At 35.4% G+C, this 18820-nt stretch carries 16 protein-coding genes; 7 read left to right on the top strand and 9 right to left on the bottom strand.

All coding sequences use genetic code 11. The annotated features are described in order from the left end of the window. Nucleotides 1-126 precede the first annotated feature (126 nt). Genes DPQ89_RS12875 through DPQ89_RS12855 form a run of 5 tightly spaced genes read left to right on the top strand, consistent with a single transcriptional unit; the run spans nt 127 to nt 5322 of the window. On the top strand, nt 127-2847 hold the full coding sequence (locus DPQ89_RS12875) for a hypothetical protein (protein WP_127717432.1): 2721 nt from the start codon (nt 127-129) through the stop codon (nt 2845-2847). Next, nucleotides 2847-3881 carry an HD-GYP domain-containing protein gene (locus DPQ89_RS12870; protein ID WP_127717431.1) on the top strand — a complete coding sequence of 345 codons (1035 nt, stop codon included), beginning with the start codon at nt 2847-2849 and terminating at the stop codon, nt 3879-3881. The genes DPQ89_RS12875 and DPQ89_RS12870 overlap by 1 nt, the downstream gene beginning before the upstream one ends. A gap of 9 nt (nt 3882-3890) precedes the next feature. After that, entirely contained in the window at nt 3891-4286 is a 396-nt protein-coding gene (locus DPQ89_RS12865; RefSeq protein ID WP_127717430.1) for a response regulator, read from the top strand. Between the two features lie 11 nt (nt 4287-4297). Continuing rightward, complete coding sequence (locus tag DPQ89_RS12860) at nt 4298-4801, top strand: Hpt domain-containing protein (RefSeq protein WP_127717429.1); 504 nt, start codon at nt 4298-4300, stop codon at nt 4799-4801. A gap of 11 nt (nt 4802-4812) precedes the next feature. Beyond that, nucleotides 4813-5322: a chemotaxis protein CheX gene (locus tag DPQ89_RS12855; RefSeq protein WP_127717428.1), complete on the top strand. Its 510-nt coding sequence runs from the start codon at nt 4813-4815 to the stop codon at nt 5320-5322. Here the strand turns inward: DPQ89_RS12855 and DPQ89_RS12850 are convergent. Beyond that, on the bottom strand, nt 5319-6452 hold the full coding sequence (locus DPQ89_RS12850; protein WP_127717427.1) for a metallophosphoesterase: 1134 nt from the start codon (nt 6450-6452) through the stop codon (nt 5319-5321). The genes DPQ89_RS12855 and DPQ89_RS12850 overlap by 4 nt on opposite strands. Further along, complete coding sequence (locus DPQ89_RS12845) at nt 6430-6789, bottom strand: hypothetical protein (RefSeq protein ID WP_127717426.1); 360 nt, start codon at nt 6787-6789, stop codon at nt 6430-6432. The genes DPQ89_RS12850 and DPQ89_RS12845 overlap by 23 nt, the downstream gene beginning before the upstream one ends. A 100-nt stretch (nt 6790-6889) precedes the next feature. Between DPQ89_RS12845 and DPQ89_RS12840 the strand changes: the two genes are divergently transcribed. Beyond that, entirely contained in the window at nt 6890-7387 is a 498-nt protein-coding gene (locus DPQ89_RS12840) for a M48 family metalloprotease (RefSeq protein ID WP_127717425.1), read from the top strand. On the opposite strand, the gene DPQ89_RS12835 is transcribed toward DPQ89_RS12840, so the two are convergent. The 7 genes from DPQ89_RS12835 to uvrB form a co-directional block, all read right to left on the bottom strand. After that, nucleotides 7371-7925, bottom strand: a complete 555-nt coding sequence (locus DPQ89_RS12835) for a hypothetical protein (protein WP_127717424.1) — start codon at nt 7923-7925, stop codon at nt 7371-7373. The two genes, DPQ89_RS12840 and DPQ89_RS12835, sit on opposite strands and share 17 nt — an antisense overlap. Further along, nucleotides 7925-10693 carry a hypothetical protein gene (locus tag DPQ89_RS12830; RefSeq protein WP_127717423.1) on the bottom strand — a complete coding sequence of 923 codons (2769 nt, stop codon included), beginning with the start codon at nt 10691-10693 and terminating at the stop codon, nt 7925-7927. The genes DPQ89_RS12835 and DPQ89_RS12830 overlap by 1 nt, the downstream gene beginning before the upstream one ends. Nucleotides 10694-10838: 145 nt before the next feature. After that, nucleotides 10839-11363, bottom strand: coding sequence for a hypothetical protein (locus tag DPQ89_RS12825; protein ID WP_127717422.1), 525 nt, complete (start codon nt 11361-11363; stop codon nt 10839-10841). Nucleotides 11364-11384: 21 nt separating this feature from the next. Beyond that, entirely contained in the window at nt 11385-12743 is a 1359-nt protein-coding gene (locus DPQ89_RS12820; RefSeq protein WP_127717421.1) for a hypothetical protein, read from the bottom strand. Then, entirely contained in the window at nt 12743-14302 is a 1560-nt protein-coding gene (locus DPQ89_RS12815; RefSeq protein WP_127717420.1) for a hypothetical protein, read from the bottom strand. Before DPQ89_RS12815 ends, DPQ89_RS12820 begins: the two co-directional genes overlap by 1 nt. A 75-nt stretch (nt 14303-14377) precedes the next feature. Then, nucleotides 14378-15307, bottom strand: a complete 930-nt coding sequence (locus DPQ89_RS12810) for a hypothetical protein (RefSeq protein ID WP_127717419.1) — start codon at nt 15305-15307, stop codon at nt 14378-14380. Nucleotides 15308-15530: 223 nt separating this feature from the next. After that, nucleotides 15531-17540: an excinuclease ABC subunit UvrB gene (uvrB, locus tag DPQ89_RS12805; RefSeq protein WP_127717418.1), complete on the bottom strand. Its 2010-nt coding sequence runs from the start codon at nt 17538-17540 to the stop codon at nt 15531-15533. A gap of 27 nt (nt 17541-17567) precedes the next feature. Here uvrB and lysA point away from each other — a divergent pair, with 27 nt between their 5' ends. Then, nucleotides 17568-18815: a diaminopimelate decarboxylase gene (lysA, locus tag DPQ89_RS12800; protein WP_127717417.1), complete on the top strand. Its 1248-nt coding sequence runs from the start codon at nt 17568-17570 to the stop codon at nt 18813-18815. Nucleotides 18816-18820: the final 5 nt, after the last annotated feature.

Raw genomic sequence — 18820 nt, 5'->3', positions numbered from 1 at the left:
AAGTTAAAATTATTTTTCTTTTTTTTAGAACATTAAAAAACTATTTTACTCAACAATTAAGTTTTTTTTTCACTATATAAAGACGGAAAAGCTAAATTTCTACTCTAAGTAGACGATAATTAAGGCATGAGTTCAAAGCCATTAATTTTCGTCTACCCTCTTTCAGAAACGATGACTAAGCTAAAAGAGTCAATTGCTGAAATTGCCGAAGATGAGAAAATTGAAATTTACGAAGTTGATCAACTGACAGAAGTCGCTCAGTTAGTTCCAACTATTGGACAGTCCCTTACTATATACGGGAATCCGAAGAAATGTGCTATGGCCCTTAAACAGCTTCGTAAAGTCAATGCTAAACTTAATTCAAAAGTACTACTACTTAATCAGAAAAAAATTCCAAGAAAAACTCTCGATAAGTTCTCTAAGATTGGATTGACTGAATTTATTGAAGAGCCTGTTGCTCCTAAAACACTACTATATAAAGTAAAGTTACAACTTAAGTCTATTGTCGTTGATGGAGAAGAAGACGATGAAGAAGATGGTGTGAAGTCTCTTGATTCAAATAATGATGAGTCAAAAGAAATGAACTCTTCAAAGCTTAAAAAAGAATCTAACGATGATGAGGAAGAAGACGGATTTAGCTATCTTCAAAAAAAGAAAAAGAAATCATTCGAAGTCGAAGAGATTGAAAGAGAAAAGAAGAAAAGCAACTATAAAGAAGAAGATATTGGTACACACTGGGGCGGGAAGCTAAAATCGAAAGAAGAATTAGAAGAAGATGAAGAAGAAGGCGGTAAGAAGAAAAAAAATGCTGCTGATGAAATTGATGGCTTTTATAGAGGTTCAACAAAAAAACGCGAAGAAGAGATAGAAGAAGAGGAAGAGAAAAAAAAGAAAAAAGACAATGTCCTTGAAGACGCTGAGGATATTTACGCTCAAAATAACGACAAAGTAGACTTCGAGACAGAAGAAGCTGAAGACCCTTTCGCAAAACAAAGAAAAGAAGAAGAATTTCTTGAAGAAGAAATGCGACAAGAACGTCTTATGGATGAAATGAAACAAAGCGCCTACTATAAAGGAAAGGTTTCGAAACAAGAAGAAGATGAAGATGAAGATGAAGAGCACAGTAATTCCTCAAAGCTCTTACTTGAAAAAGAAAAAGAAGATTATCAAAAAGATTCTTTTGAAGAGGATTTTGACTCAGATAAAAAGAAAAAATCTAAACTAGAACTTACAGCTGAAGAAGAAAAAAGTGCTACTCAAGAAGCTGAAGAAGAAGACTACGACGACGGCAGTAAAGATGTAAAGTTAGACGTTGAAGAGAGTGATTTCACTCCAAACGATAAAACAAAGAAAGAAGAATTAGAAGACGAAGAAAATAAAGATGCACGAGATAAGAATAAGGCCGATGAGATTGATGGTTTCTATAGAGGTGCAATCAAAAAGGAAGAAGTTGAACAAGAAGACGAAGATGAGAACAAAGATTTAAATCTTGAAAATGAGTTAAACTTAGATACAGACAGTAATGATAGCGAAAGCGAACAAGAAGATGGGGACGAGGAAGGTCAAGATAAAGACTATTTGAATAAGGCAAAATTAGACCTAGAAAAAGAAGCCCGAGATAGAGAGGGCTACATAGAAGATGACGAAGATGGTGCCTCTAAAGGTCATGCATCAAATAAGCTAAATCTTGATCAAGAAGGGAAAAAGAACTCAGATGAAGAAGACGAAGACTATGAAGATGATGACGAACGAGAAAGAAGAAAGAAAGAAAAGGCGCTAGACCTAGAAAAAGACAAAAAGAACTTTGATAAAGAAGACCTTGAAGGTGGTGAATTCGGTAGAAAGAAATCACAAAAAGAATTACAACTTGAAGAAGAAAAGAAGGCCATGTCTGCCAAGAGTAAGACTGATAAGATTCAAGGACACTATAGTAATAAGAAAAGTGTATCCCACGTAGACGATGACTGGGACTTCGATAAGAATAAGCGTGAAGAAAACGAAGAAGAAAATAAGAAAAGAAATGAATCTGAAATCTCTTTTGCACAAAAGAAAGATCTTGGAGAGCAGACGATTGACTATAGCAAACTACATGAAGAATTTGGTGGTATAACAATTGATCGAGAAGGAAATGTTAATAAGAGAACAGGTCCTAAGTATTATGGAGGAGCTAAGGCCGATGGCAAAAAGACCCCTACCTACTATCGTGATGATGAAAATTCTGAAGAAGGTGAATTTGAAGGAGAAGACTCTCAAGAAAAGAATAAAGTTAGACCAATATTTGAGCCGAATTCAGTTGGTTTAGAAGTCGCTGTCAATGTACTAAGTATGTACTACGACAAGAAAGTGAAACCTGAAGATATATTCAATCTTATAAATAACCAAGTTATTAAGAAGTTTAACGGTCATAACTCATTATATATATTTGATAAGAGCAAAGGTAAATTCTTACTTGAGTCCAACTCAATCGATCTTCTCCCACCTACGCAAATAGAAGATGTATCTAAGCAGTGGAGTGAGCTCGAGAGTAAAGAATTTCAAAACTGGACACAAACACTTGTCCCTACTTGGAGTGATTTAACTTTCCAGGCCAAAGAGATTTATTTTATTTATCCATACTTTGAAGGAGCAAGCTGTATGGGTTTTGCTATTTCATGGTTTAAGAATGGATTCCAAGAAGACATGCAAAAGACATTAGAAGTCTACTTAGAGACTCAACGTGGTTTCTTTCTCAATAGATTTCACGAAGCAGGTAATGAAGGCTCTTATTCCAGCAAAGCGAAAGAAGTTGGTGCAGTTGGAAAGATTAAAGGCTTCTTTGGTAGATTGTTTAAAAAGAAGGCGGCATAATGAAGATACCAGAAGAATTATTTCATATAGAAAAAGACATGCTTAAAGACGTTAAGATTTTTCCATATCACTTATTTGTCTACAATCCGTCTAATGGTAGCTACACTCCATTTCTTTTTGCCAATAGTCCCCTTACAAAAGATAAGAGTGATTTTCTTGAGTTTATTTTAAATAAAGGTGGCGAGCTAGCTGTCGATATGAAACAAAAGAAAACGTTTTTGACAAGTAGTGAACTAGAAGAACAAGATATTCCTTCACTAAATATTGAAACACATGAACTTGAAAAGTCACGTGATCTCAATATGGCAAATCTAGAAATGGAAAATGCCACTAAAGGTGAAGTTAAATTAAAGGAAGACTTAAGATCTTCACTTGCAGAAGATAACTTTCTAGAACTGATTACAAGAGTTAAGAATGAAACGATGACTTTCAGTGTAAGAAAATCACATACTGTTAGCCTCGCTAGTTATTTGAGTGAAAAACTTTTAAATGAGGATAACTTTATTAACAGAATTGTAGCAATATCATATTATATGGCAAAGAATTGCGATATGAAAGACGAAGAGGCCTTATCTGATATAATTTGTGCTGCATTCTTTTGCCACTTAGGGCACACGCAACTAGATACCAAGCTTACGCATACTCCACACTTAGAGTTTAGCGAAAGTGAGAAAAAACAATATAGAAAGCACCCTAGCCTATCTCATCACTTATTAAAAAAGTCCGGTGTTGATTTAAGCCAAAGATGTATGGATATAATCTTTCAACATCATGAAAGAGATGATGGCTCAGGATATCCGATGTTTAAAAAAGGTGAACATATTGATCAACTCTCTTTAATACTTGGTGCAGTTACTCATATATTTGAGTACACTTTTGGCTACGTAACTGGAACAAAAACTGATATGATTACAGTTATAAGAAACTTGAAGAACAAATCTTTTACACCTGGACTTGAGTTCGAGTTTGGCGATAAAATATATGAAAGTTTAATTAATTTATTAAGTACAGATACAGTAGATGATGCTGCTTAGGAGATAGAAATGGGTATTAAGGCCAACATGAAAATTCTTGTTATTGATGACATGGCAACGATGAGAAAAATTATTAAAAACATGTTAACTCAAATTGGGTTTACAAATATTTCAGAAGCTGATGATGGTGCGACAGCATGGCCAATGATTCAAGACGCTCTTGGGACAGATGCTCCTTACGAGTTCATAGTTTCAGATTGGAACATGCCACAGATGAGTGGTCTTGATCTTCTTAAGCATGTTCGTGATACGGAAGAATTAAAAAAACTTCCTTTTCTAATGATTACTGCTGAAGCTGAACAAGGAAATGTTGTTATCGCAGTAAAGGCCGGAGTGAGTAACTTTATTGTGAAGCCCTTTTCTGCTGCAGTTCTCAAAGATAAGATTGAGAAAATATTTAATTAGGAAAACTTCTTATGAGCTTACTAAATGACCCTTCAATGAAGGAAGTTGTTATAGAATTTTGTGATGAATCAACAGAGCTCTTCAACCAGCTTGAAGAGATTCTTGAAGACTTTGAAGATAATCCAAGTGATGTTTCAAAGTTAGAAGAATTTGGACAGATAATTGATAGAGTTATGGGTTCGGCTAAGACAATTGGTGCTGATGATATTGCAACATTTTGTGAGCTTGGAAAAGTTATCGGATACAAATCAAGTCAAACTGATGACAAAGCTCTACTTGAGGTTGTTGCAGCAATTATGTTTGATGCGCTTGAACTGTTAAAAAAGATGATTGATCATATTAAGAATGGAAATGATTCTGCGATTAAACAAGTCAGCTCAAAAGCATTTGTAACCAGATTAAATTGGTTAAAAGATAAATTTAATGACATCGAAAGAGCATCCTGCGCAGCAGACCCAGAGGGAAATATGTCGCAAAATTCAATAGATGATCTCATGTCTAGCCTAGGGCTATAATCGGAGAAAAAATGAGTAAAGAAAATAATTTTATAGAGTTTTCAAAGCCCTTTATTGAAGCTGCGAAGAATGTTTTTGAGACGATGGTATTTACAAAGTTAGATCCTCAAAAACCAACAATAAAAAAAGACAATGTTTCCAAAGGTGATGTCTCTGCTGTTCTAGGACTTAGTGGGGAAATGACTAAGGGTGATGTCTCTAAGCCTTACAAGGCCATGCTTGTTATCTCTTGGCCGTACGAAACTTATTTTAAAGTTGCAAGTGCTATGCTAATGGACACTTTCACTGAGTTTAATGAAGAGATTTCAGATGTCGGTGGAGAGATCTGTAATATGATTATGGGAAATGCTAAGCGTGACTTAGGGGGAATGGGATACACATCAAATATGGCGATTCCATCAATGATCGAAGGTAGCGGCCATAATATAAAGTACCCTAACGGGACAACAGTGATCCTAATTCCGATAAAGTCGGCACATGGAGAAATGTTTATAGAAATCTGCTATTCAGAAGCAGATTAAGAAAATTCTTCAAAAGGGAGATTCGATCTCCCTTTCCAATTATTCAAGTTGATATCGTAGATATTCTTTTCTTTATCAAGAACATCAATCTGAGCAAAAGAGAGTTGCTCACGAAATCCATTCTTTCCAAAGTCTAAGTTATACATTCTTGTCCAAGTTCCCGTGTTAATAAAAACTCTACCATCAGAGAAAGGACGAAAACTCGGATCGTGAGTATGGCCAACAATTAAACACTGAACCTCGGGTCTTTCTTTGAAAAAGTCCATAGTTAAGGTTTCATAATCTTTAAATAACTCTAACTCATGTGCACAGTGCTTTAACATCTTCTTCAAACTCTGTTCTTGTTTGAATAGGTAAATTGAACGAACCATTATAAAGTAAAAACACGTTGCGAATATAAAACGAAGTGTAAAGAAAGTATCATAAATGATTCCATTAATTAGAAACTTTCGTATTGGACGAACAGCGTTCACATGGTCTCTTTCTTCTTTAAATTTGTTGATTACTCTTGTTACATAGTAAGACCCCCAAGGAGGCAAGAAGTAATTATTCCCTTCTTCATCTTGAGCAATAGATTTTTCAGGGTGAAAGTGATGAGCAAGCTCATACTCATGTCCGTGTTTTAATACAACACCTTCAGTTGGAATATACTCTCCAGTATTATTTAAAACAATATTTACTCTATCAGCATTTTTTGTAGAAAATAAAGAATAGAACCTTTTTCTAAGTGATTCGAAAACAAACTCGGCATCATGATTACCAATAATATAAACAAGCTTATTACTCTTATGAGAAATAAAATTATCCATGGCCTCAATTACTTCAGGATGAGCTTTGATAATCATTTCGAACTTTGCTAAAGCAGCATCCTCACTCCAAAACTCATCATCAAAATAATTTACGAAAGGTACTGCTAGGAGATCAAATAAGTCACCATTAATAATAAGTTCAACTTCTTTATGCTGATACTCCCCTGTCGAATAGTAATCTAAAAAATCAACCAATTCTTTATCGAAATGAAAGTCCTCTAAGTAATTTCTTTTCCCATCTACTAGAACACCAGCACCGAGGTGTATATCAGATATAACTAATATCGTTTTGGTCGTTTTATTTTTTTGAAGGAATCTCATAGGCCTCTTTACCAAAGTCTAATATAACTTTTTGAAATGATGGAGATAGTGGTACAAAATAGTATAAGGAATTTTTCGAAAAATCCAACTCTAAGCTCTTATACTTTCCAGGCTTGATCGTTACCATAGAGAGTACACGACCATTTCCATCAACGATCTCCCCTATTAACTTAACTAGAGTTTTATTTTCTACAATAACACTAACCTTAGATGTTTTCTTTGAAGGAGATAGAACTTTAAACTTGTCATTATACGCCCTGACAATAAAAGCATCTGATCTTTCTAAAGCTAAGATTGAAGTAGAGAATAATAATACAGCAACAACAAGGTAATTCATATATATAGTGTATCAAGTTATTGAAATTATTTGGAACGGAAGATTTTTCCTTACTTTTGAACCATTTTAATCACTTTTTGAGCTCTTCCGATAAGAAAGCATGAATCTTGTGCGAAAAATTGCCAAAACATTTAAAAGTGAAAAAATCTCCTTTCGAAATAGAGCTGAACATGAATGGATATTTTCAAGTCCAGAGCTTAGAGAGTCATTTAGGATCCTTGAAGCGTATATATCCCAATCACAAAAGGCGTTAGAAGTTTTTAATACTATTTTCTTTTTGAATATTAAGGGCTCGTACGCAAGTGCAATAGATTCAGGAGAAAAGTTCGTGCTAGTATATCCCGAGCTAGTATCACTTTTAAAAGGTCCAAAGAGAATTCAAGGTATAGCAATTCTTGCACATGAAATTGGTCACCTAGTTCTGGCCCATCATCAAAGAAGAACAAGTAATCACATTGCTCAAATTGAAGCAGACCTATTCGCTCACGAGATAGGACTTGGAAGATATTTACTTTTATTTTTAAAAGATCAATCGCAAGGCCTACAGATTCAAAAAAGAGTGCAGGCCTTAGAGAAAGTAATTAGAACAGAGAGTTAGCAGACTCGAAGTTTGTTATAACATCAGCTCCGAAGCTCATCTCAAAAACACCATTATCACAGAAGACAAATTGAACATCTCCTACTCTTTGATTTCTAGTATTCTTATTAAAAAGAACTATTGGGTATCTCGTTCCATCACTACAAAGGCTTCTAAAGTTCCTTTTTAGAGCGCTTGAGTTGAATCTATCAACGTGGTTATAGATACTTTTTGAAGAGAAAGTTACAAAATTTCCACTTTGTAGTGTTGAGAGAACATCATACTCATTCTTTTCTACTTCAGTATTAGTATAGGCCTTTCCCATATAGTTGAAAATATAAGTTATAGAGATTGAAGTTCCAATACAGTTATGACAAGTCTCTTCTCTAATAGTACAAACTGAGTTATTTTCACACAGGTCTTGGCAAAGGTTATCACCTTCAACACAGTAGAAGCTTAACTCTTTTTGATAACTATCATTCCAGCTTGATTCAACAGTGTAACCAAAAGCTAGTTGTGAGACGAGTGTTAGAGCTATAACAATAATTAGTTTTTTCATTATCTTTCCTTCTCAATAGACTTACAAGAGCTAGGAGCACTAACACGTCCTACTCTACAACCAAGCCCATTCTGATCTCTATTAACAGTAACTTTAATTTCTTGCGAACAAGAAGATAGTTTTATTTTTGCAGTTCCTGATCTTGGAGCATCAATAGACTGTATGTTTCCACGTAGTGCATCAGTTACTTTTTCAGCAACTTCAGACTCACAAGAATTCGCTAAACATCTCTTTCCTTTTCTCAGTGATCTTACGCAACTCTTAGGAATAGAACCATTAAATCTTCTATATGTCTCAGATACATAATTTGGATTAGTTTCCCAGCTTCTAGGTATATTATGTGGATCTTTTAGACCTTTATAAAGTCTAAATACTGCTCTAAATAAGAAGAATGTTGGTCCTACTTCAGCAGATAGATTAGTTAAAGAGCTAACAACACTTTCAAAGTTAAGCTGACAACTGATACACTCCGAATGAACATTTCTTGCATTATCATCATAATCTGATGCAGTTCTAACATTTAAATTATTATCGTCAACAGAGTTACAAGCTCCAACACTTACACCAGCAAAACGATATTGATCATAAGGGTTATCAGGTGATCCTGTAACCGAAATCATACACGGAACACCAAGTAGTGGACCAAAATCTGCCACTAGAGAAGTTGTTATACGAGAACGGTCGTATCTAGTGTCATATGAAATTCTTCCATCAGTTACCATTTGGTTGAAAGAAGTTACAGTTCCCGGCTTAAGGTCTAGTCTACCGTAGATTACACCAGGAGTTGCAACTGAAAGAGCAGCTTGGGACATATCTGTGAATAAATTAAATAAGACTGACTTTGTTTTAAACCATGGATCATAAACCTTACAAGCTGTTCTTTCGGCGTAAGGATTAAATAAGGCCGGAGTTTTAATTTCTTGCTCTAGGTTCCAGAAAGTTGAAGCGTATTGAGCAACAGAATATAGATCAATTACAGACTTCAAAATCTTTCTTGAACAATCACTTGCATTAGCACAAATAACATCTTCATAATCAAATGTATCGTTGTACTTTTTCCAAGCAAGTAAAGGCTTATTAGTTTTTAAGAATTCAACATTCTTTTGGTCATAACTTGACTTAAATTTGTTCTCGTAAACCTTTTGAACATACCATGGAGAAAAACCTGTCTTATCTAGAGTAAAAGAATCATTCCAAATATTCTTCTGATTTAACTCATAACATCCACTGATAACTTTATCTGCGATAACAGTGTAGTAATCATAAAGTGCTTTTGTTTTCTCCTGAGAGATATCAGAAACAAGTCCATCAACAAGAGTTGTCTCTTTTAGTATTTCAAGCTTTCCTTTTAAGAAACTAAACTCATCATGATCAGCAAAATTGAATTCAGCACAAAGGTAGTAGAGATCATTCTTTAGCTCATTATACTGAGCATTCACTGTTTGAGAATTTAAAAGTACAGAGAATCTTTCTTCTAAAAGATCCGCTAGTTTATTTGGAGAAATTTTAGATTTCGTAATATTTAAAGTTGAAATAGATTTGATGAGTTTCTTTTTCATCAAAGCTCTAGTTCCTGCAAAGTTCTCTCTAAAGTTTGCTAGCCATGCTTCAGCATTTGCAAATCCACCAAGGTCTAACTCATCAACATTTACAGAAGTGAATGGATCAGAAAGTAAGTCATCTTGTGGTCCTTCCGGCACAGATGTCATTATATCAAGGTTTAAAGCTGTTTCTTTAAAGTCTTCCTTCGCAAACTCTCTCATCGCTTGCTGAGCAAGAAAGTCTCCATCACACTTTGGAGCAGTTATAGACTTACAACCATTTGGTACTATTAAAACAGAGTCTTCAATTGCTACGCCTTTAAAGACGCTTGCAAAAGGCGCTGCTAGTTGTTGCATCTCTGGAGCATTTCTATAGGCCCAAGAGAAATATAATTTAAGTGAGTTCCAGTAATCGAAACCTTTATCTTCCCACTTCTTTTCTTTTAAGTTTGGTATTTCTAATTGATAAGCTGCTACTTGTAAGTTCTTTTGTGAATCAAAATCATTACATTCAGCTAAATATTTTTCTGACTCTAAAGCTGCACGAGCAATAGATTCAAGGGCCTGCTTATCAGGCTTTGTCCCATATAGTTGGGCCTGAAGTGGAGAGAACTTCTTTAAGTAGTGACACTTCATTTCACTATTAAAGCTATTTTTTTCAAAAGTTTTATCTAGTATATAGCTATCTTGAGAATGGAAGTTATCAACAGTGTAGAAGTCGACTACTTTTCTAGCAGCTGGAACTTTCTTTGAAGTAATTTTCCAGATTTTCGCGATATAATCATCTAGACCTGAGCAATATTCGTCATTACGGCAATTGGCCATAACGTTTCTATAATTACCAGGAATATGAAGATCATCTCTTTTAAGATCATGTGTAAGAAGTGGTAGTTCACGATTCATTAATTTCTCATGAATCATCTTAACCAAGTTTACAACAGAGTATCTAAATACCTCAATACCATACTTAGTTACAGTATTTGTATCCTCACCTCTTAATGAAGCAAGTCTATAAACTGCTTTAGCAGCATCAACATTAGTAACAAGTAAGAAGGCCGAGTCTGTTGGTACTTTAGAATCTAATGCACATCTAGCTCTATTGGAGAATCTCATATTATTGAGTTCAAACTTAGTAGCTGATTGATCAACGCTCATCCACTCTGATGAGTAGGTTGAAAGTATCGTAAATAGGGCCAATAAACTGACCAGTATTCTTGTATTTTTCATGCATGTCTCCAAATTCTGAGCATAATATCAGAATGTGGCCTCTAAAGTATGTAAATTGAAATTATTACTTGAACTTACTTATCTTATCTTTTCAATAGGTTGGCCTCCAAATTAGAGGCCAATTAATATATACAAAAAGAAAAGCTTATTGCATTGTACAACCGTTAGCTTTACTCATGATTGTTGTGTAAAACATGATCATAGCTTCGTCGGCAGGAGTAAAACCTCTTCTAGTTCCACCCTCTTCAGTCATTAGTCCATACATATATCTGTTAATTGAATAGTAAACAGATTTTGGAACTCTAATTCGTTGAGTACATTGTCCTCTTTTATATTTTACTGTGAATCCCCAGTATTCAGAGTTATCATTTGTATTGTAACCTGCTCCACCAGTGTAGATATTAGTCCCACCACCGTTATTGTTGTTATCACCTTCACCAACGTTGAAAGCAACTTCAAATCCACCGTAGTTATTAGTTACTGCGTGAAGAGTACAAACACCTTTTTCACATGCCATTTCAGCTTCTCTATCGATCTCTAATAAAATCGCATCATCAGCAAATCTTTCAAACTCAAACTCTCTTTCTCCACCAGCGAATAGGTCATCTACATTTGTTGCTGAAGCTGTAAAAGAACAAGCTAGCGCTAGAGTTAATAATACCTTTTTCATAATTACCTCCACAGTAATATTCTATAATTTTAATGCTTTTTTAAATTCAAAATCTTTTTGTAAATTATCTGAGTGCCTATAGCCCTCTATTAAGTTCATTTGTTCATAACAAACTTGTGGGCTCGCTATTTGTCCCCCACAAGATCCTGAAATCACTCTATAGTCATGATTATGGTTAACACTATAAGATGAGTTCGATTGGTTTCCATTTCCATTTCCATTTCCAACAGAATTGTCTTCGTGGTGTAAAACAAAGGCTTCATATTCATTCGAGTTATTAAACTCTAGTTGACACACCTTGCTAACTTCACGTCCTCTATTGTCTAAGTAAGTAATTGGGTGACATAGGATTAGTCCATTATCCTCAGGAGCTTCTTGATCATCAGTTAATACAACCTCTAACTTAGTACTAATTTCAACAGCATTTAGCTCCCACGGCCTAAAGGCATTTGTATCTTCTTTGAAGTAATGTCTAACACGACAAAAACTTACGTCTTCAACACTTCCAACATTTGGAAATAGATCCTGCATTTGACTCGGAAACATAGTATAATCTTCATCAAAAGCAATAAATTCGGTGCCTTGATCACTTGTACAATAAACCTGTGTTCGAGTATATATATTTGCAAAATCTACATAGCTATCACCAAAAAGTGTTTTATTTTTATAGCCATAGCTTGGAAGCAAATCGAAACTTCCCTTATTGTCTTCATTGATATTTTGCCAGCACAGATCGACAAAGTACTCAGTTCCGTAGAGCTCTGTTCCTAAGTTAAAAGACAAGCTCTTGTCTTTAAGTACGTAGTTTCTTGGACTATGTGTTGCCACAACAAATTGTTCAGAATCAATACTACCTGAGTTCATTGATAGACTAGAAGTTTTTGACTGCCTTGTGCTATCCCAAAAACTCTCTTGAGATAATAAGTCTAACTCAGCAATGTCACTGAATGATCTTCCGTTAAAAGTCATAAAGTCAACATTACTAGCGCCACCAGAAGTGCCAGAACAAACACAGTCACAAGACTGACCACTTACACAAGCGTTAGGATTACAAGATATTCTTGGAGTGGACCTCGTGTAACAAGTTCTCTCTGCTGGCTCGACGTGTTTAATTCCCGCATTACAAGCATAAGCCAAACCTTCTTTTAAGTCAGAACTTCCACATGCACCAATTGAGTCATGATCATGATTTTTTATATGACCATGAACAGAAGCGAAATCAACACAGATATTAACGAAGTTAACACGCCCTGGATTATTATTATCATTTCCTGCATGGCAAATTGTGATCTTCCCTAAGTCTTTACCACTATCTTTACAGATTCCGGCGAAAGTATTAGCTGAGAATAGAAATGTTAGAACGATTAATACTCTTAACATTATTGCCTACCACATTCAACGCTTGGGTAAACTTCCATTTTCTTAGAATAGTTACCGCCAAAGATTGATTTTCTTTTAAAAGTTACGTCTTGCATTTCATACTTTCTTCCAGACGCTTTTAAAGTAAACTCCGCTGTTAATTCAAGAAATTTCTTTCCATTATCAACACACTTACCTTTAGTGCTACATACTTTTTCATAAAGAGGTGGCCAGAACTTGTTATTTAAGTATGACTGAAATGTTCTTAAAGACTTTTCAACTCCATCAAGAGAGTTATCAAAGTCCAATTGAGAAATCGTATGAATCAATGGGACTTCTTGACCATTAACAATCTCATGAATAAGTGGAATTAACCCAATACGTCCTCTATTTGAAATAACGCCTATATTGTTGTTCACAAGGAAGATTCTTCTATCAATATCCCCATCAAAGTATTTGAAATCAATATTTGGTTCTTTAAACTCAATGCGAACTCTATACTTTGTATTAAGTGGTAGAGCCCCTTTTTGGATTCCTTTTCCTACACCATGTAAAATACCTTGCCACTGCCCTGGAGCAACTGCACCATCATACCAAGAAGTTAAATATTCCCATTTTCCATTTTCAAGAATTTCTAAAGTATGTTCACCTACAATCGGTGTTGCATAATCACACGGAGAAGAACAAAGCCCGTCAACACACTTTCTTTCACATCTTGTATCGACAACGAATGGAAAGTTTAACTCTATCTCTCTTCCTCTAAATTTTGCACTCGGCTTTGCTAAATGGATATCATTTATTACATATTCTGCAGGAAAAACAGGTCTCTTAACCCCAAAGTCATCTGCCGGCTTAACAACTTCCGAAATAGGATTTACAGAAAATCTAATATCTGTACCACCAATGGCCTCTAGATTGTTATTTTGACCTGTAGAAACATCAGAAGTATAAAAGTTTAAAATAGCATTAAAATCTTTTGCTGTGATTTTCTTATCTTTTAAACCTTGAACAGTTAAACACTCTGAAGAGACTTCTAGTTCAACAGAGAAGTGGCTATTAAAGTCTGGTGTAAAGTAACAATACTTTCCTGTAAAGTTGGCAGAATGATCCGAAACTCGAGTAATTTTACAACCAGTTTGATCCGCAGGAAACTGTAGTCCCTTAGGCCCAAAGTCTGTAACCTTTGTCACGACACAACTGTTTAAAAGGTCTCTTTTAAGCTTTAATTCTTCGTTAATTTCTTTGAAAGTAACTTTTGACTTAAGTTCAGAATTCTCAATACGACATGAGTGCTCTCTTTCTCTATCAGCAATTGAATACGTACTATTTTGATTTGTTAAGATGAGGTTTTCAATCCCAACGGCTAGCATAAGAAAATTTCTTTTCGCAGCAGTCATTTTACAATTATTAATAGTTGTATATGGTGCAGTGTTTAGAACTTTAAGTGCATTATAGTGTATTTCTTCTTGATCGTTAGTCGAAATGGCAAGGCTTACTTGCTTAGGAGAAATAACATCACAAGCGAATGTTTGAAACATTAGCCCAAAAAATAAAATTGTGATCGTCGTTAATTTGTTCATTTCTACTCCAGCTTTCAACAAAAAATACATTATAAAGAAATGCTGAGAGAATTCTCTCTCAGCATCTATATTTTACTACGGTTCTTCGATACTTGTTTTAGTACAAACTTTCGCAGCTTGCTTTTTCCATGGTCTGAATAGTTCTCTACCAGAAAGACCATTACCTTCAGAGAATGTGTATCTTACTCTACAGAAAGTTGGAGTAGTTCCTCTTGGACCAGTTACAGAAGCAGAACCTTTTGCAACATCAGAAAGACCAAGGTCAGCATTAAGAATTAGGTCATCATAAATTCCATTGTCTCCAAAAGTAAGTGCATTTGGAACAGTGTTAAGTGGAAGTGGGTTACCAGCAACTTGGTGCTCACAAACAACTTCAGAATCAACTTTTAAACCAGCAACAGAAGCATAGCTTTCGTAACCAAGCATATCTTGGATAGTTGCTTGAGCTTTTGCAGTCCAGTTAGATCTGATGTCAGAAGAAGCGTAATCAATTTGTGGTCCTCTGAAACATACGTCAAGAACGTACTCTGCACCAAAAGTCTCTGTACCAAGGTTGAAAGTAAGAGCAGTTAATTGCTTATCAAAGTAGTTAGCATTTGTTACTGAACCATTTGCATCAGAGTCGTTAGAAAAGATGTAGTTGTTACTTGTAGAAGCTTTTACAGTTGCTGCTGTAGAAGATCCAATTGTTTCATTATGATCTGTCCAGTTAGCATAGCTCGCTTTTAAGAAGTCAACGTTGTACTGTCCACCGTTTGTTCCTGCACATACACAGTCACAGCTCTCACCATCTTCACAAGCATTTGGGTTACAAGAGTTGTTTGGATTAGTTCTTTCGTAACAAACTTCTTGTCTTGGGTTAGCATGCTTAATACCAGCATTACATGGATAGATTGATGACCCTGAAGAGAAAACAGTGAAATCAAAGCTTACTTCGATTGCTTGCGCAGAAAATGTTGCAGCTAATAAAGCGATTGCAACAAGAGCTTTTTTAAATACATTCATTAAGTACTCCTTATAAAAAAAGCGGTTAAAGATTAAAAATAAAATTTAAAATCTGGTTATTAATTTAATTGTTGGCAGTAAATAGTTTGAATCTGAAACATAGTCAACGAAATTTCAGGGTGCATGAAAAAAAGAATCACTAATAATTTAGTTAAGAAATCTTATATTATGGTTACTTATGTAACCACTCGGAAAGACGCTACAATAAATTAAGTTTCGTCGCTTAGAGTAAAATTCGAAGCTCTTTCAAAGATTTAATTTCATCTCGAATTCTGGCCGCTTCTTCAAAATTCAATGCCTTCGATTCGAACTTCATCTTCTTTGTTAATTCGACAATTTGCTTGTCTATAGACTCACCAGACAAGTTTTTCATCCTCGCCTTTTCCTTCATAGCGTCAGTTTTGCGCCCCTTGGAGCCGCGCAGAGTCTCAATAACGCCACCTGAGACCTCTTTTTTAATAGTGATCGGGGTAATTCCATTGTCTTTATTATAACTTTCTTGAATTTTTCTTCTTCTTTTGGTTTCGCTAATGGCCTTTGTCATACTCTTAGTTTCTTTATAAGCGTATAGAATAGCTTTTCCCTCAGAGTTTCTAGCTGCCCGTCCAATTGTTTGGATGAGCGACCTTTCAGAGCGTAGAAATCCTTCTTTATCTGCATCTAAAATTGCAACTAATGAAACCTCTGGAATATCTAAGCCTTCTCTGAGAAGATTGATTCCGACTAAAACATCGAAGATCCCTAGTCTTAGGTCTCTAATAATTTCCATACGCTCAAGAGTATCTATATCGCTATGTAGGTAGCGAACTTTTATTCCTACACTTTGATAATAGTTTGTTAGCTCTTCTGCTAACTTCTTAGTTAATGTAGTAACTAAAACACGCTCACCTTTTGCCGTACGTTCTTTAACTTGTATTAGAAGGTCATCAACTTGAGTGGTTGCATCTTTAACTTCAATGATTGGATCTAATAGCCCTGTAGGACGAATAACTTGTTCAACATACTCACCATGAGTTTTTTCTAATTCATAATTACCGGGAGTAGCTGAAACATACATCACTTGATCTAGCTTCTGTTCAAATTCTTGAAAGTTGAGTGGCCTATTATCTAAAGCAGAAGGAAGTCTAAAACCAAAGTCTACAAGGTTCTGTTTTCTAGCACGGTCTCCTCTGTACATACCTCCGACTTGAGATACCGTTATATGAGATTCATCAATAATCATTAGAAAATCATTTTTAAAAAAGTCTATTAAAGTTGGAGGAGGATCTCCTTCATTAGACCCTGTAAGATGTCTAGAATAGTTCTCAATACCGGAGCAAAATCCCATTTCTTCAAGCATTTCGAGGTCAAGCATAGTTCGCTGTTCTAAGCGCTGCTTTTCAACTAGCTTTTCTTGTTGTTCTAGCTTTTGTAATGTTTCTCTTAACTCCAGTTTGATTGTCTCTATTGCTTTTTCAAGCTTAAGCTCACTAACAACATAGTGAGACTTCGGATAAACAGTAACCTTATTCAGTGTCTGCAGAACTTTTCCGCGAAGTGGATCTACAATGGAGATACTTTCAATTTCTTCGTCAAAGAACTCTACACGAATGACATCCGAATCTTCTGATGCTGGAAAGATCTCAACTAAATCACCTCTAACTCTAAAACAACCTCTAGAGAAATCAATATCGTTACGCTCATATTGAATTGAAACAAGTTTCTTTAAAAAGTCATCACGATCAATTTCATCACCAACAAAGAGATTAACCTTTTGTGATTCGTACTCATCTGGAGATCCGATACCATATATACAACTTACACTTGCAACAACAATAACATCGTCACGCTCGAGTAAATTCTTAGTTGCACTATGGCGCAACTTATCGATCTCATCATTTACGCTGGAGTCCTTCTCTATGAAAGTATCAGTCCCAGGAACGTAGGCTTCTGGTTGATAATAGTCGTAATAGGAAACAAAGTACTCAACACAATTATCTGGAAAAAACTCTCTAAACTCGGCATATAGTTGAGCGGCTAAAGTCTTATTATGTGCTAGCACAAGAGTCTTTTTGCCGAGATTTTTAATGAGATGGGCCATTGTAAAAGTCTTACCTGATCCCGTGACTCCAAGAAGTGTTTGCTCTTTATGTCCCGCTTGAAACTTTTTAGTTAGTTCCCTAATTGCCTCCGGTTGATCCCCGCAAGGGTTGAACTTAGAAACAAGGTTAAAATCTATTTTTTTATCTTTCATGTATTTAAAATTCGGTTAAAATAATTTATGGAAAAATTTAATCATCAATCACTTAGCTACAAAAAAAGTCAACTTCTCTTAGATCAGCATTGTTTAAATTCTATATCTAAACAAATGAAAACGCCATTCTATCTTTACAGTGTCAAGGCCTTAGAAAATAACTTCAACAATTTTCTAAACTCTGCCAAAGAAAATAATATTTCAAAACCCATCATATGTTATGCATTAAAAGCAAATTCAAACTTAAAGCTTTTAAAGAAATTAAAAAAACTGGGTTGTGGCGCAGATATAGTCTCAGGAGGAGAGCTAAAGCAGGCATTAAAAGCTGGCATCTGCCCTACAAAAATAGTCTTTTCAGGGGTCGGAAAGACTCGAGATGAAATAAGACTAGCGCTGGATTGCCATCAAGAAGGTATATATTCCTTTAATATCGAAAGTATTGAAGAATTAGTCACAGTAGGAGAAATTGCAAAATCATTGGGTAAAAAGGCCCGCGTGGCCTTAAGGTTAAACCCTGAGGTTAACGCTAAAACACATAAGCATATATCAACTGGGGGCCTTGGGCACAAGTTTGGAATACTACGCCAAGATATCGAGAAATGTTTAAAAAGAAAAAGCTTATTTAAGCACGTAAAACTGGTTGGGCTATCAATGCATATCGGCTCACAGTTAACCTGCTTAAAGGCCACTCAAAAGGCCTTAAAAGAGCTCTGTGAGACGGCCCTTCTTGTAAATGAACTAGAGTTTCTAGACGTTGGAGGCGGATTAGGTGTTCCGTATCATCCAGAGCAAGGGGTCTCTCCTATTAATGAATATATGAAGAGAATATCCTCTACTATTGATAAACATTATAATCAAAAAAGACCAGCAGGAGCCGTTATACCAGCAACTGTTTTTGAACCAGGTAGATATATTGTTGCCAATACTGGAGTACTTATAACCGAAGTCATCAGAACCAAGACTTCCGGACCAAATAAATTTATTATAATTGATGCAGGAATGAACGATTTCGTACGCTCTTCACTCTACGATGCCTACCATCATGTGCTACCATTAAAAAAGAATCGCACAAAGAATGAGTATGTAAATATAGTAGGACCAATATGTGAAACAGCTGATAGTTTTGCTAAAAATAGAGCTCTACAAAGAGTAAAAGCACAAGATCTACTATGTGTAGCAGATGTTGGCGCCTATGGGTATAGTATGAGTTCCGTTTACAATATGCGAGAAAAGATTAAAGAGTATGTTCTCGGAACGAATGGAGAAATACTCTAGGCCAA

The sequence above is a fragment of the Halobacteriovorax sp. HLS genome (assembly GCF_004006665.1).
Taxonomy (GTDB): domain Bacteria; phylum Bdellovibrionota; class Bacteriovoracia; order Bacteriovoracales; family Bacteriovoracaceae; genus Halobacteriovorax.
The sequence above is the reverse complement of the archived record's forward strand: the minus strand, read 5'-3'. Positions and strand labels throughout refer to the sequence as shown.